The sequence below is a fragment of the Halorubrum shenae genome (genome assembly GCF_051194165.1).
GTDB lineage: Archaea > Halobacteriota > Halobacteria > Halobacteriales > Haloferacaceae > Halorubrum.
Window position 1 is genome coordinate 19,714 of the sequence record NZ_JBLZNI010000019.1, and the last position, 24,587, is coordinate 44,300.

The window sequence follows — 24,587 nt, forward strand, 5'->3', positions numbered from 1 at the left end:
ACGATCACATACGGTGTCGATTTCATACAAAAATTAGATCTAATCGCCAACCGCATCCGGTGCACTCCCGCAAGTGCGTCGCTTATATAACAAGCCTTAAGCGCGTTTTGTGTATCACTTCGTACAATGAGCCAGCAAACCGACACCGTCACGGAGAGCGAGAATTCGCCTCTCGATCTCCTCGAACGGTGGTACCATATTCCGGTCCTCCTCGGAATACTGGTGTTCATGCTGTGGACGCGAGTCCGATCGTATGGTAACTTCATTGTCGACGGCCAAGTCTATTTCCGCGGGAACGACCCGTGGTATCACCTCCGCGAAACGACCTACATCATGGAGAACTGGCCGAGTAGTATGCCGTTCGACGTCTGGTCTGGATTCCCATTCGGTACGCGGGCAGGCCAGTTCGGGACCCTCTGGGACCACATCATGGTGGTCAGCATCTGGATCGCCCGCCCGATTATGGGCAGCGCCGAAGAGGTCATGCTCATCATGGCGCCCATCGCGGGAACCCTCGTCGCGATCCCGACCTACTTCATCGCCCGTCGGTTCGTCGACCGCTTCGCTGCCCTCGCCGCGGTCGTCGTCCTCGCCCTCCTGTCGGGCACGTTCTTCAGCTACAGTCTCGTCGGCTTCCCGGACCACAGCGCCGCGGAGGTACTCTTCCAGAGTATCGCCGTCCTCGCCTTCCTCGTCGCCTTCGCGGTCGCCGAACGAGAGAAACCGGTCTGGGAACTCCTCGTCGATCAGGATTGGGCCGCTCTCGGACGTCCCGCCGCATACGCGGCTGCAGCAGGCGTCGCACTCGGCCTCTACATGTGGACGTGGCAGCCCGGCGTACTCATGGTCGGATTCACTGGCATCTTCCTCGCGATCAAGATCACTAGCGACGTATCCCACGGGAAAAGCCCGGAGCCCATCGCCTTCGCGGGCGCAGTCTCGATGACTGTTGCGGGACTGATGCAGGTGATTCCGCTTGCGGAGTTCAGCTTCACCCCAACCGGCTACTCGCTCCTCCAGATCGTCCTTCCGCTTGGTGTCGCGCTCGGTGCGGTCTTCCTCGCGTGGCTCGCCCGCCAGTGGGAGTCGCGCGACCTCGACACAACCACCTATCCGCCCGCAGTCGGTGGACTCATCCTCGCCTCCGCAGCCGTCGTCTGGCTCGCGATCCCTTCACTGTGGGGGACACTCGTTGGTAACCTCCTCAACACCGTCGGCTTCTCGGCCACCGCCAACGCCCGCACCATCGGCGAGGCCCAACCCCCGCTCCAAGGCGCCTCCTTCGCCGACTTCGTCCTCGGCCAGTACGGCCTCGCCTTCTTCCTCGCACTCGCCGCGATCCTCTACATCCTCGCGCGTCCCCTCTACCGCTCCGACGACGCGAACCACACGCTCTACATCCCGGCCGCGCTCGCGATTATCGCTTCCGTCTACGCGGTCCCCCAACTCTACGACGCAGTCGGCGGCGTCGTCGGCGTGAGCTGGCAGGTGGTCGGGCTCGTCATCGCCGCCGCCCTCTTAATCGGCGCAACCTTCCTCGTCGAGTACGACACTGAAGAGCTCTACTTCGTCGTGTGGGCGGCGTTCATCGGGAGCGCCGCGTTCACCCAGGTGCGCTTCAACTACTACCTCGCGGTGATCGTCGCGGTCGGCGCGGCGTACTTCGTGCAGGTGACCGTCAACTTCCTCCGCCTGCACTCGCTCGACGAGGCCCGCGACATCGAGGGATGGCAGGTGATGGGAACGCTCGTCCTCGTCGTTATCGTCCTCGTCCCCCTCGTCGCGATGGTGACGCCGGTGTGGGCCGCGGGCGCGAACAACGGCCCCGGCAGCGTCACCCAGTGGGACGGCAGCCTCCAGTGGATGAACGACGAGACGCCCATGCCCGGCGAGCTCGAGGGCGCCGACAACCCGATGGAGCTGTACGGCACCTACGAGCGTCCCGCTGACGGTGACTTCGAGTACCCGGAAGGCGCGTACGGCGTCCAGTCGTGGTGGGACTACGGCCACTGGATCACCACCCGCGCCGAACGCATCCCGAACGCGAACCCGTTCCAACAGAACGCGGGCGAAGCCGCCGACTACCTGCTTGCACCCACCGAGGCGGAATCACGTGAAGTCCTCGCGGGCCAGAGCACGGAAGGCGAGCACACCCGCTACGTGATGGTCGACTCACAGATGGCCTCGCCGAACTCCAAGTTCGGCGCGCCCGTCACCTTCTACTCGGGCAACGAGACGCGCTCGGACTTCAACCGCGTCCTCTACCAGCAGACCGAGCAGGGCGGGTTCCAGACCGTGATGCAGGTGAACACCCAACGATATCACGAGAGCCAGATGATCCGGCTGTATGAACACTACGGCAGCGCGGTCGACCCCGAGCCGGTCGTCGTCGACTGGGAGCCCCGGACCGCAGAGACCCGAGGCGGCGAGCAGGTCCAAGTCGACACGCTCCCGGACGATCCGACGACCACGGTCCGACAGTTCGACAACATGACCGCGGCGCGTGAGTACGTCGAGCAGGACGGGAGCGCCCAGATCGGCGGCGTCGGCGACCTCCCCTCCGAGCGCGTCACAGCGCTCGAACACCACCGGCTCGTCCACGCTTCCCAAGCCCAAGGCCAGTCGCCCTCGGCGTTCCAAGTGCGCATCCTTCAACAACTCGTCGGCGAGGGGACGACCGTCGAGGACATCCTCGGCGAGTCGACCCTCCAGGCCTTCCAAGACGACTTCGTGAAGACCTTCGAACGCGTCCCCGGCGCGACGATCGAAGGCTCGGGCGCACAGCCCGGGCAGGAGGTCGAAGCGACGGTCGAACTCGAGAAGGCCACGGGACAGACGTTCGAGTACACCCAGTACGCCGAGGCGGACGCCAACGGCAACTTCGAGTTCACGGTGCCGTACTCGACGACGGGCTACGAGGAGTTCGGCCCAGAGAACGGCTACACGAACACGAGCGTCCGCGCCACCGGTCCGTACAACGTCACCACCGCACAGACCACCGGTGACGACCTGTACACCACTCAGCGCGTCGGCCAGGTCGCGGTGACCGAGGGACAGGTCGTCGGCGCGGACGACGCGGCGGCGACGGTCGAACTCGAACAAGAAATCATCGACTGCCCGAGCGGCGACCCCGAGTGCCCGATCGACCAAGGCGACAACAGTGACGGCGGCAACACCGACGGAACAGACGGCAACACCACCGAGACCGTCGCACTCGCCGACGCGGACACGGTCGCCCGCGACGCGACCGCCCGCGACGACGCGAGCGCGTAACGCATCATGGCCAGCCTCCGGGACTGGGCGGCACTATACGCAAAGGGCGTCGCGATGGGGAGCGCGGACGCGGTCCCCGGCGTCTCCGGCGGCACCATCGCGCTCATCGTCGGGATCTACGAGCGGCTGATCGGAGCGGTCACCGCGGTCGACCCCGCGCGGCTCCGCCGGCTCCTCGCGGGCGTTCGCCCGGCCAACATCCCCGACGCCCGCGCCGCGTTCCACGAGATCGACGGCGCCTTCCTGGTCGTGCTCCTCGCGGGCATCGGCACCGCGGTCGTCGTCGTCTTGAGCGGCGTCAACTACTTACTCACCACGCGGCCCGTCGCGACGTACGGCTTCTTCTTCGGGCTGATCGCCGCGAGCGCAGCGGTCCTCCTCGGCGACGTCGAACTCGACACGCCCCGACGCAAGGCGGCCGCGCTCGGCGGGTTCACGCTCGCCTTCCTCGCGTCGGGGTACGCTTCGACGGCACTCACCAGCTCGCTCCCGGTCGTGTTCGTCGCCGGCGCGATCGCGGTCAGCGCGATGATCCTCCCGGGCGTCTCCGGGTCACTCCTCCTGGTCGTGCTCGGCCAGTACGAGTACATGTCGGGGACGGTGAGCCGGTTCGTCGACGGGCTCGCGGCGGTCGCGCTCGGGAACGGCACCGACACGCTCGTCGAGACGCTCCCCCCGGTCGTAGCGTTCCTCCTCGGCGGCGTCGTCGGCGTGGTCACGATCGCACACGCCGTGAAGTACGCGCTCGCGCGGGCTCGCGCCGCGACGCTCGCCTTTCTCGTCAGCCTGATCGTCGGCGCGCTCCGGGCGCCCCTCGTCGAGGTGTCGATCCGGCTGGCCGAAAGCGGCGAGACGTGGCGGGCTGCGGCGCCGCGGTTCGCGCTCGCGGCGGTCGGCGGCGCTGCGGTGGTGCTCGTGTTGGACCGGTACTCCACGGGGATCGAATATTAAAAGGGTCACCTACTGCGCCGGTTCGGTCCGGAACCGTGTGATCGCGACCTCAGTGATGTCGTCGTAATCGTCATCCGCACCGACGAGTAGCGTCCCGTCGACGTGTGCTGTGGTTCCGAGCGCGAAGGCATCCCCAAGCGCCGGAGCGTGGCGATATTTGAAGTCGGCTGCTGACGGCCACGTGTGTTCGGTGTCGACTCGACTGATGCCGCTTTCCTCGAGGACGTCGACGACGGCATCGGCACGCTCCTCGCCGTCGATTGCACGGACGATGTAGTGGACTTCGGCGAGATTGATCGCCGAGATGTAGCCGTCTGCCGCGCCTTCAACAGCCTCGACGTACGTTTCGACGGTGTCGCTTCCCGGCTCATCGCAGAAGTAGGCGATGAGTGGCTCGGCGTCGAAGACGATCGAGTCGGGGATCTCGGTGCCGTCCGTCACGTGTCACCCTCGGCGTCACTCGTGTAGCGCTGCCGCAACTCCGCTTCGGTGGCGGTGTCCGCTTTGCGTTCCTCCTGAAGGCGCTCAGTTGCCGAGCGCTCCTGGTCGTCGGTTTTCCCTTCCAGAACCCCACGCAGATCTGTAACCGAGTGGATGGGACGAACGACGATGTCGCCCTCCTCGGTCCGGATGAACTTCACACGGCCGGGCGTGTCGATCCCCAACTCCTCGCGGAACTCCTTCGGGATGGTCGCTTGTCCCCGCGACGACACGGACACCACTTTTTCAGATTCTGTCTTGCTCATACTATTCTAAATCATTACTTTGAACTAATAATACAAAAAGACAGTGCTGATTCGAGTAGGTAGTAATTGATCCCCTTCTCCTCCGCGTAGATACGGTACTAATTTTGTCGGTTCTCATTATCCCCACTCGTGGTTTTCTACGCCTTCGTAGTGTTTGAGTCGGCTTTTAATCTCCCACGCCTCCCAGTTACACTCGTAGTAGAGAACATCTGCAAGTTTGTCGAAGTTACTTTTATCGAGTTCAATGCCGCGATTTCCACGGTACCGAATATACGCCTCGGTTCGGAGGGTGGCGTAGACCTCGCGAGCAGTCAGATAAATAGTGTTAATTCGCATTAACGCTAGTGGAAATACTTATCAGAATACACTGCCAGTATTGCATATGAGCAGTATTGAGCGCCGGGAGGATGACCGAAAACAAAAGAAGGAGCTTCGCAAAGAGCATCCAAGCGGGTGGCTCCATCTCACACAGCATGATGCCGTTCCGATCCTCGTTGACGCACTCTTAGATCTTCCTCCAAATCGGGAGTTTAACAAAACCGAATTCGCCGAACACGCGGGGGTTACGCGACAGACTGTCGGCAACTACACCGATCTGTTACTGGAAGTCGAACTCATCGAGGAGGTGCCGAAGACGTCACCGCGTCGCTACAAAGTAGCTGATAGCGATGTCGTTCGAGAACTCTTCGAGTTGAACAGCGCACTCAATAGTACAGGTCAGTAACCCACGACGTAGTCGTGGGCCACTGACGCCCCGCCAACGACTCGCGCGGTCTCAGTAATCTCTGGGGAGTGTTGCTGACAGAGGGCTTCAGGATGCGAGAACACGCATGAACTCGAAGTCGCAGGATGTTCGCCGATGTAACCGAACCACCCGATAGTTCGGTTTAATAGACGAACTCATCGCGGCCCCAATATTGATGTGGTTCGGTGATAATACCGAATTATCCGTTAGTTCGGTAACTGAGGCGAACAAATGGCTACGAACCCGGACGACCCCAGATATGTGGCATTGATCGGTGACATCCGTGGCTCCCGGAAGTTAGACAACCGCAACGAAGCACAGGAAGAGTTTAAACAGGTTGTCGACTCGCTCAACGAGCACGTTCCGGACGGCTCGATCGCGTCACGGTTCACTGTAACAACAGGCGACGAATTTCAAGTACTCCTGACCGATGCGACCGATGCCGTTACCGCGGCGGTGGCGGCAAGCGATCGATTTCACCCGGCACGGCTGCGATTCGGCATCGGTCTCGGCGAACTCGACACCGAGGTGAATCCGGACCAAGCGATCGGGATGGATGGACCGTGCTTCCACCGCGCTCGGAAAGCGATCGATGCGGCTGCAACGGACGAGGCGTGGCTCCGCGTCGACGGCTGGTCGAACGCCCTCGACAGCCACGTCAATGCGATGGCTGACCTGGTGCAGTGTGTGCGCGAAGACTGGACGGCCCGGCAGGCGGAGTTCGCGCTCGCACTCACAGAAGCGGCCACCCAGAAACGCGTCGCAGAGCGCTACGGCGTCTCGAAATCGACCGTCAGTGAATCACTCAGCGCCGGCCACGTCCGAAAGGTCCGGAAAGCCGAAACCTCGATCGGGGACCTCTTGCAAGCAGCGCTCACCGGGGGAGAGCGGCTATGAGTGGTTGGTTGACCAGTCTCGGCCCGGCGGGGACCGCTTTCGCGCTGCTGCTGTTGGGGCATATCCTCGGCGATTTCGCCTTCCAGACGGACGACCTCGCGAGGAACAAACACCGGCTCCGCCCGCTTCTCACGCACGTCGGGATCGTCCTCGTCGTTCATCTCGTCGCATTTCTCCCGCTGTTGACGGCACAGTCGGCGCTTATCGTGCTCTTGATCGGTGTCGTGCATCTCCCGATCGACGCGGTCTCGGCCCGGCTGCGAACCCACAGGGGGAGTTCACCGCACCTATTCTTCGCTGACCAGCTGGCCCACCTCCTCGTTATCCTCGCCGGGTGGATGTTGTTGGAGCCCACAGCCTGGACGGCCGCACCGGTGGTGACCGCACTCGGTGGGGCGGACGGACTCTCCTGGGCCGAGGCGACCACCGGAGCGGTGTACCTCGCCGCATTTGTGTTCGCTCACGACGGCGGCAATGCGATCGTCCGTGGCGTGCTCCCGGAACAGGGGCCCGAATCCGACCACGAGGATGATCTCGAGGCGGGATCGCTCATCGGGAGTCTCGAACGGTGGCTCATCCTCTTTCTGGGGGTGGCTGGCCTGTGGGGATCGGTCGGCCTCGTCGTGGCGGCGAAGTCGGTTGCTCGGTTCGAGGAGCTCAAGCAACGACCGTTTGCCGAGTACTTCCTCGTCGGGACACTGACCAGTGTTCTCGTGGCGATCGCCTTAGTGGGACTTGTCTCAATCCTCGTTTGACCGCATCGAAGCTCACCCTCCGCAGCCTTCAAACCACCACTCAATGAACCACCGATCGATGCGAACGCGCCGGGCCCTGCTGGCATCGGGCATCTCCGGACTCGTCGGACTCGCTGGGTGTACTGCCATGTCTCCGAACTCGGCCGACGGGAGTGGCGGAACGACCGAAACCGACTCCGGCGACACCACCGAGAGCGACCCGACCCGGATCGGGTTCGTCGGCGACCTGATGCTCGGTCGGAGCGTCACCGAGCGGTGGGCCGACGACGATCCCGAACAGGTCTGGGGTTCGACACTCTCGCGGCTCCAAGAACTCGACGGGCTGGTCGGCAACCTGGAGTGTTGCATCTCCGATCGCGGGACGCGCTGGCCGAACAAGGGATACTACTTCCGGGCTGACCCCGCCTTCGCCGTGCCGGCCCTCGAAGCGGCGGACGCCTCGTTCGTCTCGCTCGCGAACAACCACATCCTCGACTACAGCGCGCCCGCGCTCCGGGACACCGAGTCGCACCTGTCCGACGCGGGGATCGCACACGCCGGCGCCGGCACCGACTGGGACGCAGCGCTCGAACCAACAACTTTCGAGGCGGGCGATCTGACCGTCGCCGCGTTCGGCCTCACCGACCAGGCCGAGGCGTTCGCCGCGGGCGCGTCGGATCCGGGGACCGCGTTCGCGACGCTCGATCCGTCTGTGCCCGGGACGCGCGCGCTCGTTAACGAAATTCTCGACAGCGCAGCGGAACACAATCCCGACCTCGTCGTCGCGTCGCTCCACTGGGGGCCGAACTGGGAGACGAAGCCCCGCGCCGTCCACGAGGCGTTCGGCCGGTGGCTGATCGAGCAGGGCGTCGACGTGGTCCACGGGCACAGCGCACACGTCCTCCAAGGTGTCGAGGTGTATCAGGGGCGCCCGATCATCTACGACGCGGCGGATTTCGTCGACGACTACGTCGACTACATCGATCGGCAGGGCGTCCACAACAAGCGGAGCGCACTCTTCGAACTCGTGGTGCGCGACGGCGACCCCGACGAGCTGGTCGTCGAGCCGATCGCGATCGTCGACGAGGCGGCGACGCTGGCGGACGACGAGGTCGCCGCATGGGTGCGCGACACGCTCGCGGAGCGTTCTGCGGCGTTTGGGACCACAGTTGAGCGAAGCGACGACCAGTTGGTGTTCCCGCTTGGCGGAGAGTGAGGCCCCTGTCGGCGTAGGCTCCTCCGACATTCTTCCAGTCACGGTTCCCGGGGTTGTGCCACTGGGACCACGTATCCCACGCGACAAAGATTTATTCCGTGCGAGAACGATATATCCCGTATGGACGACCCGCGCTCCGAACTGACGGCCTCTCGCGACGAGCGTCGCGAGGCGCCGGACTTCGACGCGCTCACGCCACCGTCCGAGCTCGTCAGCGGTGATCGAACGCGAGACGATTTCTTCGACGCAGTCCTCGGGCTCGACGCCCCCGCAACGGCGGGCGACGTGGCGGATCGTGCTGGACACGGCGTGGACGCCGCACGCGAGTACTTAGACTGGTTTGAGCGAATGGGCGTCGTAACCCGAGTCACCGAGTCTCCGGCGACCTACCAGCGCAATCAGGAGTACTTGAACTGGCGGCGTGTCCAAACGCTTCGCACCGAGTACGCCGCCGACGAACTACTCGATCTCCTGCAGACGGAAGCAGAACGCGTTGAGGAATTTCAAAGCGAGTTTGACGAGACATCCCCCGACGACGTGTCGATCACGGGTTATGCCGCGGAGACCGACCAATCGATCGAGGAGGTCTGGGAACGCCTCTCCGCGTGGCGAACGGCTCGCCGTCGGGTGACGCTTCTCGAACGCGCGCTTGCGACGATGTCCGAGGACGCTACTGGACGTGACTCTCTCATAGGCGTGAGTCGCCCAAAGAGATAATCGAATACGGCTCCTGACTGACACACATGACTGCCTGTGGCATCGGAACGTGGACCGACGGCCTCTCCGCCCGCGAGCGCGTTCGGGAGATCGCAACGACGCTCACCGAGCCTCGATCTATCGAGTGGGTGCGCGAGGAAGCGCAGGTGTCAGCGCGGCAACCTGCGAAAGCTGAGCTAGAGATACTCGTCGAGTTCGGACAACTGCGGGCTGTCGACGGCGACGACGGTAACACGAAGTACGCACCGAACTATCAGCTGCGCTATTTTAATGAATTGACCGAGTTGATCAACACGCATACGCGAGCGGAACTTCGCGAGGAGATCGCAGCTATTCAAGCGGAGATTGATGAATGGAAGACCGAATTCGAGGTCAAATCGCGTGGCGAGTTGGAATCGGCGCTCACGGATGACAGCCTCGACAGCACAGAGATTCGAGATCGCAATCGCGTCCTTCGGCAGTGGGACCAATCTAAAGACAACAAATGCTTACTGCAACACGCGCTGGAACTCTACGAAGACGCCCGAGCGCTGTATCCCGGAGAGAGCAACTCGTCGAGTCCGCCCTCTTACTGAGCCTCGGGTATTGATTCTAGGGCAGTCGCTTTGCTAGTCTGAAGTACAGCACAGAATGCTCGATCTACCGAAATCGCGATGTTACTGTTCTTCTTCGGACTCGACACGATCGGCGACACGGTCAGATGGCAATTCTCTCCGTGCACCCGTACCGGTCTGTTCAACATCCCCCGGGGAAAGGCCCGGATCTGGATACCGAGCTGCCATGTCGTCGAGCTGGACAAGACTCCGGGCGAATCGCCGCAGGTCATCCCGGCGCTCAAGGCCGTGGTATAGGCCGTCGCTGGTTTTCCCAATGAGCCCGTCGTCGTGGAGGCGGGACAACGTCGTCGATGTGGTGCCGCGTGGCAGGTCAAGCGCCTCTCGGATCTCTGCCGGAGTGTACGCAAGGTTCGTCTCCCGATACAGGAGTTTGATGATCGTGGCTTTGTTTGTCCCGGGGCGGATGTTGATCGGGTTATCCGGGTCGTGTCTTCGGAGATCGACTGGCATTGTTATTGATTGTATGTATTTGAATGTGTTTATAATTTGATGAATGTCGCGGTCGGTGTGGCTGACAGTGTGTTCTCGAGCACTATCTCGTTTCCCCACCACGTCGACCCCGTTCCCTGCTGGCGTCCAAACCCTATTGAGTCGCAGCCGTCAACGTCGACCGTGACGAACACCAACCGCGAGTGGCTGCTCGCCGAGCGACCCGACGGCGAACCCGATCAGGACTGCTTCGAACTGCGCGAGACGGACGTCCCCGTCCCCGGCCCCGGCGAACTCCTCGTTCGCACCCGTTTCCTCTCCGTCGACCCGTACATGCGCGGTCGGATGCGCGACGCCGAGTCGTACGCGGAGCCGTGGGACGTGGGCGACGCGCTCAAAGGCGGGATTGTCGGCGAAGTGATCGAGAGCGCGAGCGACGCGTACGACGCCGGCGACCTCGTGACCGGCGAGGGCCGGTGGGCCGATCATTCGATCCTCGACGCCGACGACGTGGCACCGGTCGACACAACCATTGCTGACCCGGAGGCGTACCTCGGCGTCCTCGGGATGCCCGGCCGGACCGCTTACTTCGGCCTGCTGGAGGTCGGCGAGCCCAAACCCGGCGACACGGTCGTCGTCTCGGGCGCGGCGGGTGCGGTCGGCTCGGTCGTCGGTCAGATCGCCAAGCGCAACGGCTGTCACGTGGTCGGCTTCGCCGGCAGCGACGAGAAGACGGCGTGGCTCACCGACGACCTCGGCTTCGACGCCGCGATCAACTACAAGACGACCGACGACTACCGCGCCGCGCTCGACGAGGCCGCGCCCGGCGGCGTGGACGTGTACTACGACAACGTCGGCGGCCCGATCACGGACGCCGTGTTCACACAGCTGAACCTCGACGCGCGGGTCGCGGTCTGCGGGCAGATCGCCCACTACAACGACGAGGACGTCCCGACGGGACCGCGGAAGCTCCCGCAGCTCATCGCGGTGCGAGCGCGGGTCGAAGGACTGCTCATCGCCGACTTTGCAAGTCGATTCGGCGAGGCGAGCGAGCGCCTCGCGCGCTGGGTCGCGAGCGGCGAGCTTCAACACCGCGAGACGGTCGTCGAGGGGCTAGAGAACGCCCCCGACGCCTTCCTCGGGCTCTTCGCCGGCGACAACATCGGCAAACAGGTGGTGCGGGTGTCGGCGGCGGACGAAGAGTAGCACGGCGCCGGGATACGCTGACAACCATTTCGCCGCCGTCTGTCTCATATATATGCGCGATACAAAGATATATTGATGGCCGGCGCGTGGACGACAGTATGAACGAGTTCGATCCGGCACCGGAGTCCGGGACTGATCGGTCTCGGTGGCAGGACGGGACAGACACGTTCGGGCGTGTCTACGATGTTGTGCTCGGGCTCACGTCGCCGACGGCGTACACCGATATCGCAGATCTTGCAGACTGCTCTCCGAACGCGGCGAAAAAGCATCTTAACCGGTTGACAGAGATGGGTATTGCCCGCGCAAATCGGGAGAATCGTCCTGCGACGTACGAACGAAACGGCGGTTATCTCGAATGGCAGGACGCGAGCCGGATCGCTGCTGATCTCTCCGTCGACGAGATCGTCGATCGCGTGGCAACGCTTGAAGAACGGCGCTCCGACTACGAGGACCGGTTCGGAACCGCCGACCCGAACACCGTCTCCGTGTTCGACGCCGCTGACCACGAGACGATCCACGACCGAATGACCGCGGTGAGCGAGTGGAAGGGCGTCATTCGAGATATCCGACTGTACGAACTTGCCCGCCAGCTCTCCGAGAACGACGGCCACCTGATCCCCGCCTGAATATGGATCCCTCTGCAGGGGGTTCGGCATCCGGGTCGACTGGCCCTCCCGATCGACAGACGTTGCGCTTGCTTGAGCGACGGCTGTCGTCCGATCCGCTGGTTGCTGAGGTTCAGTTCGACCCGGATCCGTATGAACCGCGGCTCCTTCGTGCGTCGCTCGCCGCGGAACGATACCCCGAGTCGGTGACTGCGGCTCGGATCGATATCCGATGGTTCGAAACGGACGATTTCTCAGTACACTACATCGAAGTTCGGGATACTGGCCACTGGGAGTGTCGCTGGGACCGACACCCGAACACGCACAACACTCGCTTACACTTTCACGAACCGCCGACAGGCGCTACGATCTCGGATCTCCAACTTTCGTCGCTCCATCCACTCGAGATCTACTCAACCGTGTTCGAAGCGATCGAACAGCGGATCGAGTCACTCTGGTCGGCGTCCTCTCAAGAATGAAGTCAGGGGTTTCCGCTCGGTTCTCTGTGAGCCATCGACCATGATTAAGTAGCCTCATCGCTTCTCCTTCGGACAGATGTCCCACGACGCGCGAGCCAGACTGAGCGACCTCCGGCGGGCGTTCCACCGTCATCCGGAGCCGGGGTGGCGCGAGTTCCGAACGACCGCCCGCGTCGTCGCCTCGCCGAGAGTCGCGAGCCGCTCGCGGAGATCGCCGTCGGCGGTGTCGAGGTCGTAGTCGGCGAGGCGTAGCACGTCGGTCTCGACGCCGTCTCGGTCGGCCGTCGCGTCCAGCGCAACCTCGACGGCGGTCCGCGTTCGGGAGCCGGCGGAGACGCTGCCGACGATCCCGAGCAGGGTCCCGTCCGCCATCTACCGGGCCACCTTCGCGCCGCCGACCGTCTCGACCTCGTCGACCGCGCACGCCACCGCGAGACACACCGCCTCACGAAGCCGGTCGGTCATCGCCCACCCGCTCGGCGGGACGCGCGGCAGGGCTCGGTCCCGGATCTGCCACGTCTCGATCACCACCTCCGCGTCGCGTGAGTCCATTATCCGTGATAGGCGAACCGCGGACAAGTGGGTTTTGGCCGAGAGACGCCGGCAGCGCTCTGAGAGCGGCTGCTCTGTGGGACGCCGGCAGCGCTCGGACGGCAGTGGCTCCGGCTCGTTCTCGGCGTCAACTCGCGTCCGGTCGGCTGTGACGCGAGGGGAGACACCCGTTTGCCTTCGGGAACGCGAAACGACACAAACATCCGAGTCCCCGACTGTCACGCGAACATGCGAAGAGCCGGCACCGTTCTTCTCGTTGGAGTTACCGCAGCCGCGGTTGCCGTCGCGTTAGTGGTGGTGACCGAGGCGTCGTCGCTGGTGATTCCCATGGGAGCGCTCGGGGCGGCGATTCCGGTCGCGATGATATACGGGGTGCTGGTGGCCGGCGGCACCGACGGCGACGACGGCGACGACGGCGACGACGGCGACGACGCGTCACGCGGGAAGCGAGACTGAGCAACGGTGTGACCGGACGGCGCGGTCCCGAGCGACGGACCCGCCTCACTCGGAGCGGCCGCCGAACCGCCCTAGGCCATCGACCGACCGGGATCGCTCGATCCGTAGTACTGGCCGTGGAACCCGTACGGAAGGCGATGCGGGAGGACGGCGCGCGCCCGCTCGGTCATGGTCGCGGCGTCGAGACAGAGGAGCACGGAGCGCTCTGCGCGCGTGTCGAGCGCGAGCGAGAGCAACACCCCGTCGTCCTCGCCGTTTGGCGTCGGGGCCGGAACGAACAACGGCTCTCCCGGATGGAGGTCGGGCTCGGACCACGTCCGGGTCGTCGGGCCGGCGAGAGCGACCTTGGCGATTGCCGTCGGGAGACTCCCGTGATCGATCGCGGCCAGGTACGCGTACTGGTACGCCCGGCCGTTGCGCTGACCGTAGTTGATCGTTGGAAACTCGACGGGGCCACGGAGCAGTCGCTTCCGTCGCACGCCGCCGCCGTCGAGCGGGAGCCGGAACCGGACGAAGTCGCCCCGCGGCAGGTCCGGCTCGTCGCTCCGGAGGTTCGACAGCGTCAGGCCGGTGACCGCGGTCTCGTCCTCATAGGCCACCGCGTCGACGACGACCTCGTCGCCGTCCTCGTAGGCGTTCGCGAAGTGATAGATGAAGAACTGGTCCGCCGGGACGGCGGCGACGTGCTCGCCGGTGGCCCGGTCGACCACGTGAAACGACGGCTCGGCGTCGCGGGGCGCAATCGCGTCGAGAAACGTCGCGCCCCGAGCGATCCCGCGGGAGAGCCGACCGAAGTCGACGCCGACGGTCGACGCCGGAATGACGGCGTACCGCTCCGTCAGCGCGAACGCGTGGATGTACGGGGGATGCGAGTCGAAGACGAGCCGAGTTATCGGTGTCGGCGCGTCACCGGCGTCACGACGGAACAGGGTGTACGCGCTCTTTCGACCGAAATCGGCCGCCAATCCCCACTGCGTTCCGTCCTCGACGTGCGTGTGACCCAAGGTGGTGTCAGCGTCGAGGCCGGCGGTCAGGTCGCGGCGACCGACCGTCTCCAGCGTCTCGGGGTCGATTTCGATTCCGATCGGACTCTCGGTGACCGCGTAGAGCCGATCGCCGAGCCCCACCACGCCGATAGACGGGTTGTCCTGAAACGCGCCGGTCAGCGCTCGATACAGCCGTGCGACTGCGGAGTCGTCGGCGGGCGTCCCGGGAAGCGAGCGCCGGATGCTGCCGTGCTCGCGAGCGACGCGGAAGTCCTCGCTCCGCACGAAGCGATTGGTGTAGCTGACGGCCCCGTCGTCGAACCGAAACCCGCGGAGCATCGCCAGCGGGTCGAACCAGTGGGTGAGGTCCGTGTCGCCGACCTCGAACTGTCCCGGCCCGTTGCAGACGAGCGTGCCGTCGAGCCAGTCGGGAAACGGTGCCGTCGCGTCGAGGGCAACGTCTCGGAGCTCCTCGCGCTGGGTCTGGAAGCCGAGCCGCCATCCGGGGTCCATGGAGCCAGTTCGTCGTCCACACGTTTACCACTACGGCAAGTTCACGTGGTTCATGCTACCTATTGACAGACCTTATGCGATGCTGTACACACTCGGACCGTATTCGGAGCTTCGACCACTGGTTGGCATGGAGATGGGTATCGGTATCCTGTCGATGAGCGCCGACGACGTGCCGTACGGCGTCCCCCTGTCGTTCGGGTACGACGGCGACAGTCGGCTGTTCTTCCTGTTCGTCGGTACAACGACCGATCTCCGGCAGGAGACGTACGCCGACCAGTCGGACGTGGCGAGTCTCACGACGTACGACGTCGGCTCCGACGGGTCGTGGCGGAGCGTGGTTGTCTCCGGCCCGATCGACCGAGTCACCCCCGACGAGTGGGACGCCGCCCGCGACGCGATGACCGACAACGCGTACCAGTCGACCCTCCTCGCCGAACACGACCTCCAAGAGAACCCCAACGTCTGGGTGCTCAAGGTCGCAGAGCGGTCCGGCCGGGCAGTCGGTCAGTAGGGGGGCGCTCGGGGTCTGGGTGTCTCGCACGCCCCGTTCCTTCGCCGCTCCCGGACGAGTAAAGCCGCCGCGGACGTAACCGGTGATAATGCTCGGCTACCCGGGACTGAACCGGACGTTGCGCGACCGCGACACGCCCGTGCGCTGTACGCGCGGCATGCAGAAAGGGACGTTCGAGGAGCGAGGGCTCTCGTACGTCTCGACGCTCGCGCGGCAGAACCTCGCCGACCTCCACGAACTGCTCGCGTGGAATCGCGACCACGACATTCGGCTCTACCGCTGCACCTCGTCGCTGATCCCGTGGAACTCGCAGTTCGACCTCGCGGAACTGCCCGAGTACGACGAGATCCGCCGCCTCGCGCGTCGCTGCGGCGACCTCATCGCCGAGGCCGACATGAGACTCACGTTCCACCCGGACTACTGGTGCAAGCCGGCCAGCGACTCCGCGGAGACCCGCGAGCGCGCTCGCACGGCGCTTGAGTACCACGCCGGCTGGTTCGACCTGCTGGGCCTTCCGGTGAGTCCGTACTACGGGATCACGGTCCATATCGGGGCGACGTACGGCGACATCGAGGCGACCGCCGAGCGCTTCCGGGCGTTCGTCGACGGCCTCTCGGACGCCGCGCGAGCGCGGCTCACCGTCGAGAACGACGACAAGGAGAGCCTGTGGAGCGTGCCGGAGCTCGTCGACCTAGTGGGCGAGCCGACCGGCGTCCCGGTCGTCTTCGACTATCACCACCACTCGTTCACCGACCGCGGCTACACGTACCGGGAGGGGTTCGAGCTGGCGGCCGACACGTGGGGCGACGTTCGACCGATGACGCATTACTCGGAGCCGGCGCGGCTTCGCGATCAGAAATCTCGACCGCAGGCACACGCTGAGTTCGTCTCGGACCTCCCGGCGTGGCTCCGGGCGAACGCCGACGTCATGATCGAGGCTGACGGAAAGGAGCGGGCCGTGCTGCGGCTCCGCGACGGCGACGGGTGACCTGACGGTATCCGGATAGCGGGAGGCGCAGCACACGGCTCCGCGGCCCACTCGCTGACCGCCTGGTCGTCGGTGTGGAGCGACGCTTGGAGGGTACCGCCGCCGATCGTGCCGACGATACAGCTATTGTGTCGCAGGACATGTCAGTCAGTATGAACCGATTGGGATGGGTCGCGATCGCGCTTGTCGGGGTCGTGGTCGTCGGCCTCGCCGCGTACGCGGTCTTCGCCGGGGTGCTGATCGGATCCGACGTGGCGTCGTACTCCTCGGACGGCGTGACCGTGTCGGACCTTCAGTACGAGGACGTTCTCACCCGGAGTGAGGCCGCCGGATACGCGGTCGAGCGCGTCGGATCGAGCGGCTTCCACCCTGACGGTATCGACGAGCTCGACGCCGAACTCGGACCGGAGTACGAGGCGTTCAGAGTCACGTTCGACCACTCGGAGACGAAGCGACTGTGGGCGACGTTCTACGCGGCCGAGGGAACCACCGTCGTGACGTTCTTCGCAGACGACAACCCCGACGAGTTCACCGTCGACGACCTCCCGCCAGACGAGTGGCTCGTCGATCGGCTCACGCTGCTGTTCGAGATGGACGAGGCCACAGCGGAGCGCTACGTCGAGGAACTCAAAACGGATGTTCGGACGAGTGACCCCACCGAACCCGGAGCGGGCACGCCGAGCATCGAAATCGACGAGCCGGTTGCGTTCCGGGCCACGTACGACAGTCTGACGGCGGAGGCGACCACCGTCAACGCGACGTCCTCGCCCGGGTCCGGCTGGCACGAACGCGAGTACTACGCGGCGGACGGCAAGATCGGCAGTATCGAGTTCGTTCTCCCCCGGGCGACCGTGACTCACGAGGCGGACGGGTACACGTACCGCGTGCACGTCGACTATCACGGCGGCGTCGAGGTCGACGCGCAGACCCGCGCGTCCCGGACGTTTGCGGAGGACGACGTTCGCGCCGTCTTCCGCCACATGTTCGCGGAGATGGGCGTTCCACCGGACACGATCGACCACATGCAGTTCGAGTATCGGGGCAGCGTGTGGTAACCTCGATCTCTGCGCGCCGTTCTTTCCGTTCCGTTGGTCCCCTATTTGCGCGCGTCTGGTAGGCACAGAATGCCGCGCGCAGACACGTCTCTCGCGTTCGTTCGAGACGGTATGCGCGGGACCGGGTTCGAACCGAAACCAGACGTGCTCGCTTCGCTGCGCGCGTCTGGTAGGGTCCAAATCCGCTCCTGCTCTCTCGGTCAGTCGCGACGCTCCTTCGCTCAGTGCGCGGGACCGGATTCGAACCGGCGGACCCCTACGGGATAGCGTCCTAAGCGCTACGCCTTTGGCCTGGCTCGGCAACCCGCGCGCGACCTATGGTACCCGGGTGGTTCAAAAATACCTGTCGCTACGGGGTCGACAACTGCGACGCCGGCCGCACCTGCCACCGCCCCTCAGAGGTCCGTATCGAACGGGAGCCGATCGATGATCGCTTCCTCGCCGACTCGACCGAGGAGCCACTCAGCGAACAGCACCGCGGCGACTCCGAGCCCGATCCCGAAGATGGTGTCCGAGAGGTAGTGGGTGCCGAGGTAGACCCGAGAGAAGGAAATCAGCCCGGCGAAGCCGGCCGCGACCGCGAAGGGGAGCTCGTCGGAGTGCCACGCGATTCCCGTGTAGGCCGTCACGGCGGCCGAATGCCCGGACGGGAACGAACTCGTGGTCCCGGCGTCGCCGTCGGTCACGCAGACCGGATTCGGCGGGAAGGGTCGCTCGACGAGCGTCATCAGCACCCAGACGACGACGCCGAGCAGCGAGAGCGCGACGACGCTCTTGACGAACTCCTCGCGCCAGCCGGCGAGGTAGAACAGCCCGACGAACACGACGCCGGCGGTGACGGAGCCGAGGCCGGTCATCGATGTCATCATCTCGGTCAGGAACGGCGTTCGGATCGCGGCGACAAACTCGGCGGCGAGCCGGTCGACCCACCGGACGACGCTCAGAGCCTCGCCGATAAGCGCGTGCATGGTCGTCCGACCGTATCGGCCGGAGGACCATAGGCGCTCGTACACCCGTTCTCAGGGGCACAACTCGCAGTCGCAGTACGCTTCGCACACCGGGTTGTCGCAGTCGGCGCCGCGGGCCGAGCAGTGCTCGCGACCGTGTCGGATCAACAGCACGTGAAGCGGGTAGATCAGCTCGTCGGGAACCTGCTCGTCCAACGCGTCGTGGGCCGCCTGATTCGACGCCAACTCCGGCACCAGCCCGAACCGCTTGGAGACGCGCTCGACGTGGGTGTCGACCGCCATCGTCGGCTTCCCGAAGTGGAAGTTCAACACGACGCTGGCGGTCTTCGGTCCCACGCCCTTGATATCGGTGAGCCAGTCTTTCGCGTCGTCGGTCGCCATCGCGTCGAGGAACGCCAGCGAGTACGCCCCGCCGGTCTCCTCGCGGATCGCGGTCAACGCGCGCTGGATGCGCGCGGCCTTCTGGTTGGCCAGCCCCGCCACGCGGATCGTCTCTTCCAGTTCCTCGTGGTCGGCGGCCTCGATCGACGCGAAGTCGTCGTACCGATCGAACAGCGCCGCCGCGGCCCGGCTCGTGTTCGCGTCGGCGACGTTCTGCGAGAGAATCGTCGTCACCAGCTGTCGAACCCCCTCGCCGGGCTCGGCGGTCGGGTCGGCGCCGTGTTCGGCGACGCGATCTACCGGCTCGTACAGCGACACCAACTCGTCGTGAAGCTCGCGAACCCGCGATTCGGTCCACGCGTGTGTCGACATACCCGGCATACGGGCGGCGCAGACTTGAGGGCGGCGACAGGGGCGACTCGCGACCGGTTCCGCGTGAGCCGTCGCGCGGGCTTTTTAAACCGGTGCGCCCAACTGCGGGGCATGTACCGAGCGAGTGATCGCGTCGACAACGCCGCGTGGCTCGACCGGCTCGACGACGCGTGCGCGACGCTCGACCTCGACGAGGAAACGCTGTCGACGGCGACGGATCTGTTCCTGTCGCGCGCCCCCGACGACGACCGCGGGAAGCGGGTCACCGCGGCCGGAAGCCTCTACGCCGCCGCGCTGATCCGCGGCCAGGAGCGGTCGCAGTCCGCCGTCGCCGACGCGATGGAGGTCTCGCGGCTCTCCGTTCAGAAGCGGTGGAAGCCGATCTTGGAAGACGCCGGCTTCTCGCCGCCGACGTGGTAGCGGTGTTGCGACGGCCGTCTACGAGATCGGGACGACGTACGATTCGATGAAATCGATGAGCTTGCTTTCCAGTTCGTCTCGATCGACGAAATATCGGAAGCGCAAGCTGTAGGCGTCGTCCATTTCGTCGATCGACGCGCTGCTGAACTTCGGCTCGTACGTCTTTCGCTTCCCGCTGCTCCGTTCTGCTTCGGAAAAGATACAGAACGTCCTCGGATCTCGTTGGCGTGTATCGGACTCTCGTAGTCCGAAGTACTCCGGAACTGCGCCCGCTTCGGCACCGGCCCCAGTCGTGAGACCGGCTTTCGTGAAGACGAACACGTTTCCGTCACTTGCGTTCGCGAACGCGACCGATTGATCGATCACCGCCATTCCGGGTTCTGTGAGTTCTTCGGTCGTGACCTCTTGTTTCGTCGGAATATCGACGTCGCTGGCGATGAAAACCGTTGCTTGGGTTTCCGCCGAGACCTCTCGACAGATCGATCTGAGTGTAGCCTGTATCTTGTCGGATGCAGCGTCACCACCTTTGGGGGCTAGCGGGTCTGGTGGTAGCGGATAGTCATCGTTTGGATAGAGGTACGACGGATCCAGCAGGCGATACGGACCCATCAGGAAGACGAGTACGTCGGAGGCGCTCGCCCACGGGACGGATTCGACGATGATCTCTCGAACCGATCTCCCTCGGTACGTCTCGAGATCAGCCATTGTATCAGCGTCTCAGCGCCCCTTCGTATATCAATACCACCGACTAGGCCTTAATAACGATTAAGTATATCTGTCTTCCCGTCTAACACCAGTGTATGAGCGAACGGGAAGTCAAAAACGAAGACCAGAGAGAAACCCCGGAGATCCACCCGGAGGGATACAAGCAAGTCGAATCGGAGCTTCTCAACGATGCCCTTGACCTCGATCGCGAGGCAGAGCGACTCAAAGCGATGGGCGAGCCGACCAGATTCACGCTCCTGTATCTCCTGTCTCGGGACGGTCAGATCGAGAGTGGCGAGCTCGCGGACGCTCTCGATCGCCGTCAAAACGACCTGTACCACCATCTCAACACTCTAGAGGACGCGGGTCTCGTTGGGAAGTTCCGAGACGGAAAGACGCGGGTCTACGAGCTATCACCACTCGCAGAGACATTCGTCCCGCAGTTGTTCGAAGCAATCAACGAGCGAGCCGAAGCGGTGTAGTGCCGAGACGCATCGAGAGTTTCCAGCGTACTCGCAATATCCTACCGCGGCGTCGCCACGACGCCGAGATGGTCCTCGTGGAACCGATCGAGCCGCTGCGTCTCAAGAATCTCGTAGGCCTCCCGAAGTCGGTCGAGCGCGCCCTCGAACACCGTCTCCGGGGCCGCCGTCACGTCCTCGCTGCGCGCCTTGATCGCGAGCACCAGCCGCCCGTCGTCCGCGAGGAACTGCGCGTTGCGCACGGCGACCGCCGCCTGCCCGCGCGTCGCCACGTCCTGGACGACCGCGTCCACGTCGCGTTCGACGACGTGTGCGTACCGGGTCGGCGTGCGCGCGTCCTTTAAAAGCGGGAACAATCGTTCGCGGGGCTCCGCCGCCTCGACGAGGTCCCGCGCCGGTCGCGGCGCGAACTCCACCGCGTACGTCGGCCCGGCGAAGTCCGCGACGTGGCTGACGGTCGTCCCGCTGGCGGCACCCAGATACAACACCGTGTCGCCGCCGGACAGCCCCGTCTCGACGCCGAGTTCGAACATCCCGCCGAGCTTCGACCGCTCGGGGTCCCACGCGCGCCACCCGTCCGCGGTCGGCTCGCCGTACACGGGCGGGCCGCGGGTCGCCAGCCGCGTCTCTCCGTCGATCTCACGGCGCTCGACGCCCGCCGGCAGTTCGGGGTCACTCATTCGTCGCCCTCCGCGTCGACCTCTGCGTCGGCCTGAGTCGCCTCCTCCGCGCGCGCTCGGATCGTCGCCATCCGCTCGCGGAGATCCTCGTGAAGCGTCTCGCGGCGCTCCCCGGAGTAGTGGTCCACCCGGGCCGCGAGCGTCAGCTTCCCGGCCAGCGCCCGCGAGGCCGACCCCCGGTCCTCGGGTCGCGTGTTCCGGACGTACTCGTGGGTGTAGATGATCCCGTGTTTCGGCGAGGGGGCGCGCCCGGAGAGGTGCGCGAAAAGCGCGTCCTCCGCCCCGAGCACTTGCAGGGTTCCCGAGGGTTTCTTCGCGAGGGGCTCGAGTCCGCCGGCGAGCGCGATCAGCCGCGCCGCGAGCTCCGGCCCGGCCATCTCGGCGAGGTTCGGCGCCACCGCCGGGGCGATCCGGTCGATCGTCTCGGCGAGCGCGTCGCGCTCCGCGGCGAGATCGGCGACGCGTGCCGCGAGCGAGACGGCGCGCTGCTCCAGTTCGTCGTCCGGTTCGCGGTCCGCCACGGCGCGGGCGCCCTCGATCCCCGGCTCGGCGTCGTCGAAGAGGCTCCCGGCCCACTCGGCGGCGCGCTCGGCCAACTCGTTGGCTGTGCGCTCGCAGTCGTCCATAGCACGAATACTATGCTTTAACTGTTGGTCATCTGCCCTTTCCCGCTCTTTGACGACTTCTCGGGTAGCGTAATTCGCTGCTTCGTGGAGTTTATCGTAGTATTCGTCTTTGTCCTCCGCAAAGCCAGACTCAGCGGCCTTTGTGGGCCAATCCTTTGGCGATTCTGCGCTTCCGCTGTCGATGGCTTTTCGAGCGGCTTCTAGGTCGTCAGGTGGGACCGATTCAAACCATCCTGAGTCGGCATCGGCGTGTGTCATATACCGAATTGTGGACTCGAATTCGTATATGTATCCCGGTGTGGCTGTCCCTGTGTATTACTTCAAAAGAGTGGCTCTGTTGAAATCCAATTCTTCAGACATATCCACAATTGACCTCCTCCCGCGCCTAAAGACGGGGGAATCCCACCACGGGATTTCAGACCGGTCGTGGCCCTATGGTTTCAAGACGCATACGTCCCAAGCGTCTCTTGCTTGGTAGCATCGGCTTGGGTGTCTTGTGGGGCGGTCAAACGCCCCCCATCCTCAGCCGAGTCATTGCCATCCGTGTGTTCTCTTGAATAGCTCTCTCCGCTGAGGTAGCGGTCTGCGATATTTATCGCGCCGTTCACGTCCGCTTGGTACTCGCCCATCCAGCAAGCGTCGTTCGTACACTTGAACGTCGCCTGTCGTGGGCGGTATCCCACCTCACCGCAAGCGTGGCACTCTTTCGAGGTGTTGCGCGGGTTCACCGTTTCGACGGGGATGCCCTTCTCGACGGCTTTGTAGCGTATCTGCGCGTGGAGTTTGGCGAATCCCCATCCGTGGAGACGGCGATTCATGAAGTCGCCGTAGTCCATCGACTCTCGTATGTACGTCAGGTCTTCCAGAACAAGAATGGGATTCTCGATGGACTCGGCGTAGTCCACGACTTCACGGGTGACGCGGTGGAACACGTCGTCTATCTGGTTCCACAGGTCGTCACCGAAGGACTCTGCTATACGTTCACTACCGCGCGTCTGGAGTCGGCGCTTGGCGGTGAAGTAGGTTTTGCGGAGCCGACGAACAGTCTTGCCCTCGTCGGCCCACAGTTCCGGAGCGGTCGGAGAACCGTGCCTGTCGCGGTGACACACCGTGACGAGTGACGCTTCTCCAATATCGACTCCGATGGGCGTCCGTTCTTCGGCGGACACCTCGGAGCGTTTCTCCACGTCGCGGGTGGCGGTGACGTGGAGATACCACGTTCCGTCCCGCTCGAACAGCCGACTCTCGCCCATCTTTGCGTCTCCCGCGTTCAACGCTTCGAGCCAGCCCCGCTGTTCGGGATTCGGTTGTGCTGGCATCCAGAGGTGGTAGTCCTCGTGGTGCGGGATTTTGACGCACCACTCGATAGCGTTCTCGGGCTTGTGGTCGAGCCGTAGCCCCTCGTTGGTGAAACGCACAGGGTGGTCGTCGTGAAGTTCGCCCGCGTTGTACGTCGTCGTGAGTTGCGGGACGTACTTCTTAAGCGCGTTCTTCGCGTACCCGCTCAGGTCGTAGTTGACCACCACGTCGTTCGCTTCGGTCTGTGTGGTACATCGGGCGTCGAAGGCGTCTTGGAGAGCGTACTGGTACGCTTCTCGCGTCTCTCGGAGTTTCCTCCGCTTGTGGGCGTTCGGGTCCACAAGTTTGAGTTCCAGCGTCTTCGTGAGTTCGGTCACGAATCGCCCTCCTTGTGTTGCTGGATATAGTTCTCGACAGTCTCACTCGAAACGTGCCCGGCGGTCCCTGCGTAGTATCCTCGCGCCCATCCGATTTTCTCGCCTTCGTGGTCGGCGTATCGGTGGTTGTACTTGCGCGAGGAGATACCCTTGAACCAGTTGGCGAGTAGCGCCGGTTCGTTCTTAGGCGGGCTACTGACGAACAGGTGAACGTGGTCGGGCTGGACGGTGAGGTCGAGTATTTCGACGCCTTTGTCGTCGGCTATTTCGTGGAGGATGGACCGGACACGGCTGGCGACCTCGTTGACGAGTACCGATTGACGGTACTTCGGCAACCACACTATGTGGTAGTTGAGGTTGTAGGTCGCGTGCCGTGTGGTCTTCATCCGTGTTGCATACTATGGGACGTTGGAGTTTTAATACTACCGATAGAACGGTGGGAAATCCAGCTGTGGCGTCGTCGGTGGGTGTGTAGGCTATTGTCCGCTTGACCCCCGCCTAAAGACGGGGGTATGCGCTCGTATCATCCGTCTTCAGTTAAGCAAGAAACCGCGTAACTGCGGTGGCTTATCGGGACATCTTTCGGAAGGAATGAGGAAGT

Annotated in this window: 30 protein-coding genes, 1 tRNA gene and 1 pseudogene; 17 read left to right on the forward strand and 15 right to left on the reverse strand. The window is 64.2% G+C overall.

The features are described from left to right. The first annotated feature begins 126 nt into the window (after nt 1–126). The gene (locus ACNS88_RS15440) at nt 127–3,273 is read left to right on the forward strand and encodes an oligosaccharyl transferase, archaeosortase A system-associated (RefSeq protein ID WP_435099460.1); all 3,147 of its coding nucleotides are present in this window, start codon (nt 127–129) and stop codon (nt 3,271–3,273) included. Between the two features lie 6 nt (nt 3,274–3,279). Next, nucleotides 3,280–4,224: a DUF368 domain-containing protein gene (locus ACNS88_RS15445; RefSeq protein ID WP_435099463.1), complete on the forward strand. Its 945-nt coding sequence runs from the start codon at nt 3,280–3,282 to the stop codon at nt 4,222–4,224. 9 nt (nt 4,225–4,233) lie between these two features. On the opposite strand, the gene ACNS88_RS15450 is transcribed toward ACNS88_RS15445, so the two are convergent. The 3 genes from ACNS88_RS15450 to ACNS88_RS15460 all read right to left on the reverse strand — a co-directional run bounded on the left by ACNS88_RS15450 (nt 4,234) and on the right by ACNS88_RS15460 (nt 5,306). Continuing rightward, entirely contained in the window at nt 4,234–4,665 is a 432-nt protein-coding gene (locus tag ACNS88_RS15450) for a PIN domain-containing protein (RefSeq protein WP_435099466.1), read from the reverse strand. Next, nucleotides 4,662–4,970 carry an AbrB/MazE/SpoVT family DNA-binding domain-containing protein gene (locus ACNS88_RS15455; RefSeq protein ID WP_435099469.1) on the reverse strand — a complete coding sequence of 103 codons (309 nt, stop codon included), beginning with the start codon at nt 4,968–4,970 and terminating at the stop codon, nt 4,662–4,664. The genes ACNS88_RS15450 and ACNS88_RS15455 overlap by 4 nt, the downstream gene beginning before the upstream one ends. Before the next feature lie 117 nt (nt 4,971–5,087). After that, nucleotides 5,088–5,306: a hypothetical protein gene (locus ACNS88_RS15460; RefSeq protein ID WP_435099472.1), complete on the reverse strand. Its 219-nt coding sequence runs from the start codon at nt 5,304–5,306 to the stop codon at nt 5,088–5,090. Between the two features lie 46 nt (nt 5,307–5,352). Here ACNS88_RS15460 and ACNS88_RS15465 point away from each other — a divergent pair, with 46 nt between their 5' ends. The 6 genes from ACNS88_RS15465 to ACNS88_RS15490 all read left to right on the forward strand — a co-directional run bounded on the left by ACNS88_RS15465 (nt 5,353) and on the right by ACNS88_RS15490 (nt 9,854). Then, complete coding sequence (locus ACNS88_RS15465; RefSeq protein WP_435099475.1) at nt 5,353–5,694, forward strand: hypothetical protein; 342 nt, start codon at nt 5,353–5,355, stop codon at nt 5,692–5,694. Between the two features lie 252 nt (nt 5,695–5,946). Further along, entirely contained in the window at nt 5,947–6,612 is a 666-nt protein-coding gene (locus tag ACNS88_RS15470) for a SatD family protein (protein WP_435099478.1), read from the forward strand. Next, nucleotides 6,609–7,367 carry a DUF3307 domain-containing protein gene (locus ACNS88_RS15475; protein ID WP_435099481.1) on the forward strand — a complete coding sequence of 253 codons (759 nt, stop codon included), beginning with the start codon at nt 6,609–6,611 and terminating at the stop codon, nt 7,365–7,367. Before ACNS88_RS15470 ends, ACNS88_RS15475 begins: the two co-directional genes overlap by 4 nt. Before the next feature lie 58 nt (nt 7,368–7,425). Further along, the gene (locus ACNS88_RS15480; protein ID WP_435099484.1) at nt 7,426–8,562 is read left to right on the forward strand and encodes a CapA family protein; all 1,137 of its coding nucleotides are present in this window, start codon (nt 7,426–7,428) and stop codon (nt 8,560–8,562) included. Between the two features lie 120 nt (nt 8,563–8,682). Beyond that, the gene (locus tag ACNS88_RS15485) at nt 8,683–9,279 is read left to right on the forward strand and encodes a DUF7342 family protein (RefSeq protein WP_435099487.1); all 597 of its coding nucleotides are present in this window, start codon (nt 8,683–8,685) and stop codon (nt 9,277–9,279) included. Between the two features lie 26 nt (nt 9,280–9,305). Then, complete coding sequence (locus tag ACNS88_RS15490) at nt 9,306–9,854, forward strand: DUF7342 family protein (protein WP_435099490.1); 549 nt, start codon at nt 9,306–9,308, stop codon at nt 9,852–9,854. An 81-nt stretch (nt 9,855–9,935) separates the two neighbouring features. Here the strand turns inward: ACNS88_RS15490 and ACNS88_RS15495 are convergent, their stop codons facing one another. Continuing rightward, on the reverse strand, nt 9,936–10,346 hold the full coding sequence (locus ACNS88_RS15495; RefSeq protein ID WP_435099493.1) for a PaaX domain-containing protein: 411 nt from the start codon (nt 10,344–10,346) through the stop codon (nt 9,936–9,938). A 162-nt stretch (nt 10,347–10,508) separates the two neighbouring features. Between ACNS88_RS15495 and ACNS88_RS15500 the strand changes: the two genes are divergently transcribed. The 3 genes from ACNS88_RS15500 to ACNS88_RS15510 all read left to right on the forward strand — a co-directional run bounded on the left by ACNS88_RS15500 (nt 10,509) and on the right by ACNS88_RS15510 (nt 12,615). Next, nucleotides 10,509–11,531 (forward strand): NADP-dependent oxidoreductase, encoded by a 1,023-nt coding sequence (locus tag ACNS88_RS15500; RefSeq protein ID WP_435099496.1) that lies wholly within the window; start codon nt 10,509–10,511, stop codon nt 11,529–11,531. Nucleotides 11,532–11,629: 98 nt separating this feature from the next. Then, the gene (locus ACNS88_RS15505; RefSeq protein WP_435099499.1) at nt 11,630–12,157 is read left to right on the forward strand and encodes a DUF7342 family protein; all 528 of its coding nucleotides are present in this window, start codon (nt 11,630–11,632) and stop codon (nt 12,155–12,157) included. A gap of 2 nt (nt 12,158–12,159) precedes the next feature. Then, nucleotides 12,160–12,615: a toxin-antitoxin system TumE family protein gene (locus ACNS88_RS15510; protein WP_435099502.1), complete on the forward strand. Its 456-nt coding sequence runs from the start codon at nt 12,160–12,162 to the stop codon at nt 12,613–12,615. Between the two features lie 258 nt (nt 12,616–12,873). Here ACNS88_RS15510 and ACNS88_RS15515 read toward each other — a convergent pair. Continuing rightward, nucleotides 12,874–12,987 (reverse strand): annotated as a pseudogene (locus tag ACNS88_RS15515) (NADPH-dependent FMN reductase); the annotation flags it as partial. Continuing rightward, nucleotides 12,988–13,167, reverse strand: a complete 180-nt coding sequence (locus ACNS88_RS15520; protein WP_435099505.1) for a hypothetical protein — start codon at nt 13,165–13,167, stop codon at nt 12,988–12,990. It lies immediately after the preceding pseudogene. A gap of 228 nt (nt 13,168–13,395) precedes the next feature. Between ACNS88_RS15520 and ACNS88_RS15525 the strand changes: the two genes are divergently transcribed. Beyond that, nucleotides 13,396–13,623 carry a hypothetical protein gene (locus ACNS88_RS15525; protein WP_435099508.1) on the forward strand — a complete coding sequence of 76 codons (228 nt, stop codon included), beginning with the start codon at nt 13,396–13,398 and terminating at the stop codon, nt 13,621–13,623. 71 nt (nt 13,624–13,694) lie between these two features. Here ACNS88_RS15525 and ACNS88_RS15530 read toward each other — a convergent pair whose 3' ends face one another. After that, entirely contained in the window at nt 13,695–15,122 is a 1,428-nt protein-coding gene (locus tag ACNS88_RS15530; protein ID WP_435099511.1) for a carotenoid oxygenase family protein, read from the reverse strand. A gap of 79 nt (nt 15,123–15,201) precedes the next feature. On the opposite strand from ACNS88_RS15530, the gene ACNS88_RS15535 reads away from it, so the two are divergent. The 3 genes from ACNS88_RS15535 (at nt 15,202) to ACNS88_RS15545 (ending at nt 17,676) form a co-directional block, all read left to right on the forward strand. Next, nucleotides 15,202–15,633 carry a pyridoxamine 5'-phosphate oxidase family protein gene (locus tag ACNS88_RS15535; RefSeq protein WP_435099514.1) on the forward strand — a complete coding sequence of 144 codons (432 nt, stop codon included), beginning with the start codon at nt 15,202–15,204 and terminating at the stop codon, nt 15,631–15,633. An 88-nt stretch (nt 15,634–15,721) separates the two neighbouring features. Then, nucleotides 15,722–16,621, forward strand: a complete 900-nt coding sequence (uvsE, locus tag ACNS88_RS15540) for a UV DNA damage repair endonuclease UvsE (protein ID WP_435099517.1) — start codon at nt 15,722–15,724, stop codon at nt 16,619–16,621. A 152-nt stretch (nt 16,622–16,773) separates the two neighbouring features. After that, nucleotides 16,774–17,676, forward strand: coding sequence for a hypothetical protein (locus ACNS88_RS15545; RefSeq protein ID WP_435099520.1), 903 nt, complete (start codon nt 16,774–16,776; stop codon nt 17,674–17,676). A 225-nt stretch (nt 17,677–17,901) separates the two neighbouring features. On the opposite strand, the gene ACNS88_RS15550 is transcribed toward ACNS88_RS15545, so the two are convergent. The 3 genes from ACNS88_RS15550 to ACNS88_RS15560 all read right to left on the reverse strand — a co-directional run bounded on the left by ACNS88_RS15550 (nt 17,902) and on the right by ACNS88_RS15560 (nt 19,397). Beyond that, a tRNA-Leu gene (locus ACNS88_RS15550) sits at nt 17,902–17,986 on the reverse strand. Nucleotides 17,987–18,071: 85 nt separating this feature from the next. After that, nucleotides 18,072–18,644, reverse strand: coding sequence for a phosphatase PAP2 family protein (locus ACNS88_RS15555; RefSeq protein WP_435099523.1), 573 nt, complete (start codon nt 18,642–18,644; stop codon nt 18,072–18,074). Nucleotides 18,645–18,695: 51 nt separating this feature from the next. Then, nucleotides 18,696–19,397, reverse strand: a complete 702-nt coding sequence (locus ACNS88_RS15560; RefSeq protein WP_435099526.1) for an endonuclease III domain-containing protein — start codon at nt 19,395–19,397, stop codon at nt 18,696–18,698. Nucleotides 19,398–19,508: 111 nt separating this feature from the next. On the opposite strand from ACNS88_RS15560, the gene ACNS88_RS15565 reads away from it, so the two are divergent. After that, nucleotides 19,509–19,817, forward strand: a complete 309-nt coding sequence (locus ACNS88_RS15565) for a cyclin family protein (protein ID WP_435099529.1) — start codon at nt 19,509–19,511, stop codon at nt 19,815–19,817. Between the two features lie 18 nt (nt 19,818–19,835). On the opposite strand, the gene ACNS88_RS15570 is transcribed toward ACNS88_RS15565, so the two are convergent. Continuing rightward, the gene (locus ACNS88_RS15570) at nt 19,836–20,522 is read right to left on the reverse strand and encodes a DUF7509 family protein (protein ID WP_435099532.1); all 687 of its coding nucleotides are present in this window, start codon (nt 20,520–20,522) and stop codon (nt 19,836–19,838) included. Nucleotides 20,523–20,617: 95 nt separating this feature from the next. Between ACNS88_RS15570 and ACNS88_RS15575 the strand changes: the two genes are divergently transcribed. Next, on the forward strand, nt 20,618–21,004 hold the full coding sequence (locus ACNS88_RS15575; protein WP_435099535.1) for an ArsR/SmtB family transcription factor: 387 nt from the start codon (nt 20,618–20,620) through the stop codon (nt 21,002–21,004). Nucleotides 21,005–21,045: 41 nt separating this feature from the next. On the opposite strand, the gene ACNS88_RS15580 is transcribed toward ACNS88_RS15575, so the two are convergent. The 4 genes from ACNS88_RS15580 to tnpA all read right to left on the reverse strand — a co-directional run bounded on the left by ACNS88_RS15580 (nt 21,046) and on the right by tnpA (nt 24,372). Beyond that, nucleotides 21,046–21,684 (reverse strand): fibrillarin-like rRNA/tRNA 2'-O-methyltransferase, encoded by a 639-nt coding sequence (locus ACNS88_RS15580; protein ID WP_435099538.1) that lies wholly within the window; start codon nt 21,682–21,684, stop codon nt 21,046–21,048. Continuing rightward, nucleotides 21,681–22,568, reverse strand: coding sequence for an NOP5/NOP56 family protein (locus ACNS88_RS15585; protein WP_435099541.1), 888 nt, complete (start codon nt 22,566–22,568; stop codon nt 21,681–21,683). Before ACNS88_RS15585 ends, ACNS88_RS15580 begins: the two co-directional genes overlap by 4 nt. A gap of 182 nt (nt 22,569–22,750) precedes the next feature. Further along, nucleotides 22,751–23,986 carry an RNA-guided endonuclease InsQ/TnpB family protein gene (locus ACNS88_RS15590; protein ID WP_435099544.1) on the reverse strand — a complete coding sequence of 412 codons (1,236 nt, stop codon included), beginning with the start codon at nt 23,984–23,986 and terminating at the stop codon, nt 22,751–22,753. Further along, entirely contained in the window at nt 23,983–24,372 is a 390-nt protein-coding gene (gene tnpA / locus ACNS88_RS15595) for an IS200/IS605 family transposase (RefSeq protein ID WP_435099547.1), read from the reverse strand. The genes ACNS88_RS15590 and tnpA overlap by 4 nt, the downstream gene beginning before the upstream one ends. Nucleotides 24,373–24,587: the final 215 nt, after the last annotated feature.

What these genes read in the sequence shown, in the direction of transcription:
- ACNS88_RS15465 (WP_435099475.1), top strand. Translation starts at nt 5,353, where the DNA reads ATGAGCAGTATTGAGCGCCGGGAGGATGACCGAAAACAAAAGAAGGAG.
- ACNS88_RS15475 (WP_435099481.1), top strand. Translation starts at nt 6,609, where the DNA reads ATGAGTGGTTGGTTGACCAGTCTCGGCCCGGCGGGGACCGCTTTCGCG.
- ACNS88_RS15460 (WP_435099472.1), bottom strand. Translation starts at nt 5,306, where the DNA reads ATGCGAATTAACACTATTTATCTGACTGCTCGCGAGGTCTACGCCACC.
- tnpA (WP_435099547.1), bottom strand. Translation starts at nt 24,372, where the DNA reads ATGAAGACCACACGGCACGCGACCTACAACCTCAACTACCACATAGTG.
- ACNS88_RS15560 (WP_435099526.1), bottom strand. Translation starts at nt 19,397, where the DNA reads ATGTCGACACACGCGTGGACCGAATCGCGGGTTCGCGAGCTTCACGAC.
- ACNS88_RS15490 (WP_435099490.1), top strand. Translation starts at nt 9,306, where the DNA reads ATGACTGCCTGTGGCATCGGAACGTGGACCGACGGCCTCTCCGCCCGC.
- ACNS88_RS15575 (WP_435099535.1), top strand. Translation starts at nt 20,618, where the DNA reads ATGAGCGAACGGGAAGTCAAAAACGAAGACCAGAGAGAAACCCCGGAG.
- ACNS88_RS15530 (WP_435099511.1), bottom strand. Translation starts at nt 15,122, where the DNA reads ATGGACCCCGGATGGCGGCTCGGCTTCCAGACCCAGCGCGAGGAGCTC.
- ACNS88_RS15440 (WP_435099460.1), top strand. Translation starts at nt 127, where the DNA reads ATGAGCCAGCAAACCGACACCGTCACGGAGAGCGAGAATTCGCCTCTC.
- ACNS88_RS15445 (WP_435099463.1), top strand. Translation starts at nt 3,280, where the DNA reads ATGGCCAGCCTCCGGGACTGGGCGGCACTATACGCAAAGGGCGTCGCG.
- ACNS88_RS15495 (WP_435099493.1), bottom strand. Translation starts at nt 10,346, where the DNA reads ATGCCAGTCGATCTCCGAAGACACGACCCGGATAACCCGATCAACATC.
- ACNS88_RS15505 (WP_435099499.1), top strand. Translation starts at nt 11,630, where the DNA reads ATGAACGAGTTCGATCCGGCACCGGAGTCCGGGACTGATCGGTCTCGG.
- ACNS88_RS15585 (WP_435099541.1), bottom strand. Translation starts at nt 22,568, where the DNA reads ATGACACACGCCGATGCCGACTCAGGATGGTTTGAATCGGTCCCACCT.
- ACNS88_RS15580 (WP_435099538.1), bottom strand. Translation starts at nt 21,684, where the DNA reads ATGAGTGACCCCGAACTGCCGGCGGGCGTCGAGCGCCGTGAGATCGAC.
- ACNS88_RS15525 (WP_435099508.1), top strand. Translation starts at nt 13,396, where the DNA reads ATGCGAAGAGCCGGCACCGTTCTTCTCGTTGGAGTTACCGCAGCCGCG.
- ACNS88_RS15470 (WP_435099478.1), top strand. Translation starts at nt 5,947, where the DNA reads ATGGCTACGAACCCGGACGACCCCAGATATGTGGCATTGATCGGTGAC.
- ACNS88_RS15510 (WP_435099502.1), top strand. Translation starts at nt 12,160, where the DNA reads ATGGATCCCTCTGCAGGGGGTTCGGCATCCGGGTCGACTGGCCCTCCC.
- ACNS88_RS15570 (WP_435099532.1), bottom strand. Translation starts at nt 20,522, where the DNA reads ATGGCTGATCTCGAGACGTACCGAGGGAGATCGGTTCGAGAGATCATC.
- ACNS88_RS15485 (WP_435099487.1), top strand. Translation starts at nt 8,683, where the DNA reads ATGGACGACCCGCGCTCCGAACTGACGGCCTCTCGCGACGAGCGTCGC.
- ACNS88_RS15555 (WP_435099523.1), bottom strand. Translation starts at nt 18,644, where the DNA reads ATGCACGCGCTTATCGGCGAGGCTCTGAGCGTCGTCCGGTGGGTCGAC.
- ACNS88_RS15535 (WP_435099514.1), top strand. Translation starts at nt 15,202, where the DNA reads ATGCTGTACACACTCGGACCGTATTCGGAGCTTCGACCACTGGTTGGC.
- ACNS88_RS15455 (WP_435099469.1), bottom strand. Translation starts at nt 4,970, where the DNA reads ATGAGCAAGACAGAATCTGAAAAAGTGGTGTCCGTGTCGTCGCGGGGA.
- ACNS88_RS15480 (WP_435099484.1), top strand. Translation starts at nt 7,426, where the DNA reads ATGCGAACGCGCCGGGCCCTGCTGGCATCGGGCATCTCCGGACTCGTC.
- uvsE (WP_435099517.1), top strand. Translation starts at nt 15,722, where the DNA reads ATGCTCGGCTACCCGGGACTGAACCGGACGTTGCGCGACCGCGACACG.
- ACNS88_RS15520 (WP_435099505.1), bottom strand. Translation starts at nt 13,167, where the DNA reads ATGGACTCACGCGACGCGGAGGTGGTGATCGAGACGTGGCAGATCCGG.
- ACNS88_RS15545 (WP_435099520.1), top strand. Translation starts at nt 16,774, where the DNA reads ATGAACCGATTGGGATGGGTCGCGATCGCGCTTGTCGGGGTCGTGGTC.
- ACNS88_RS15565 (WP_435099529.1), top strand. Translation starts at nt 19,509, where the DNA reads ATGTACCGAGCGAGTGATCGCGTCGACAACGCCGCGTGGCTCGACCGG.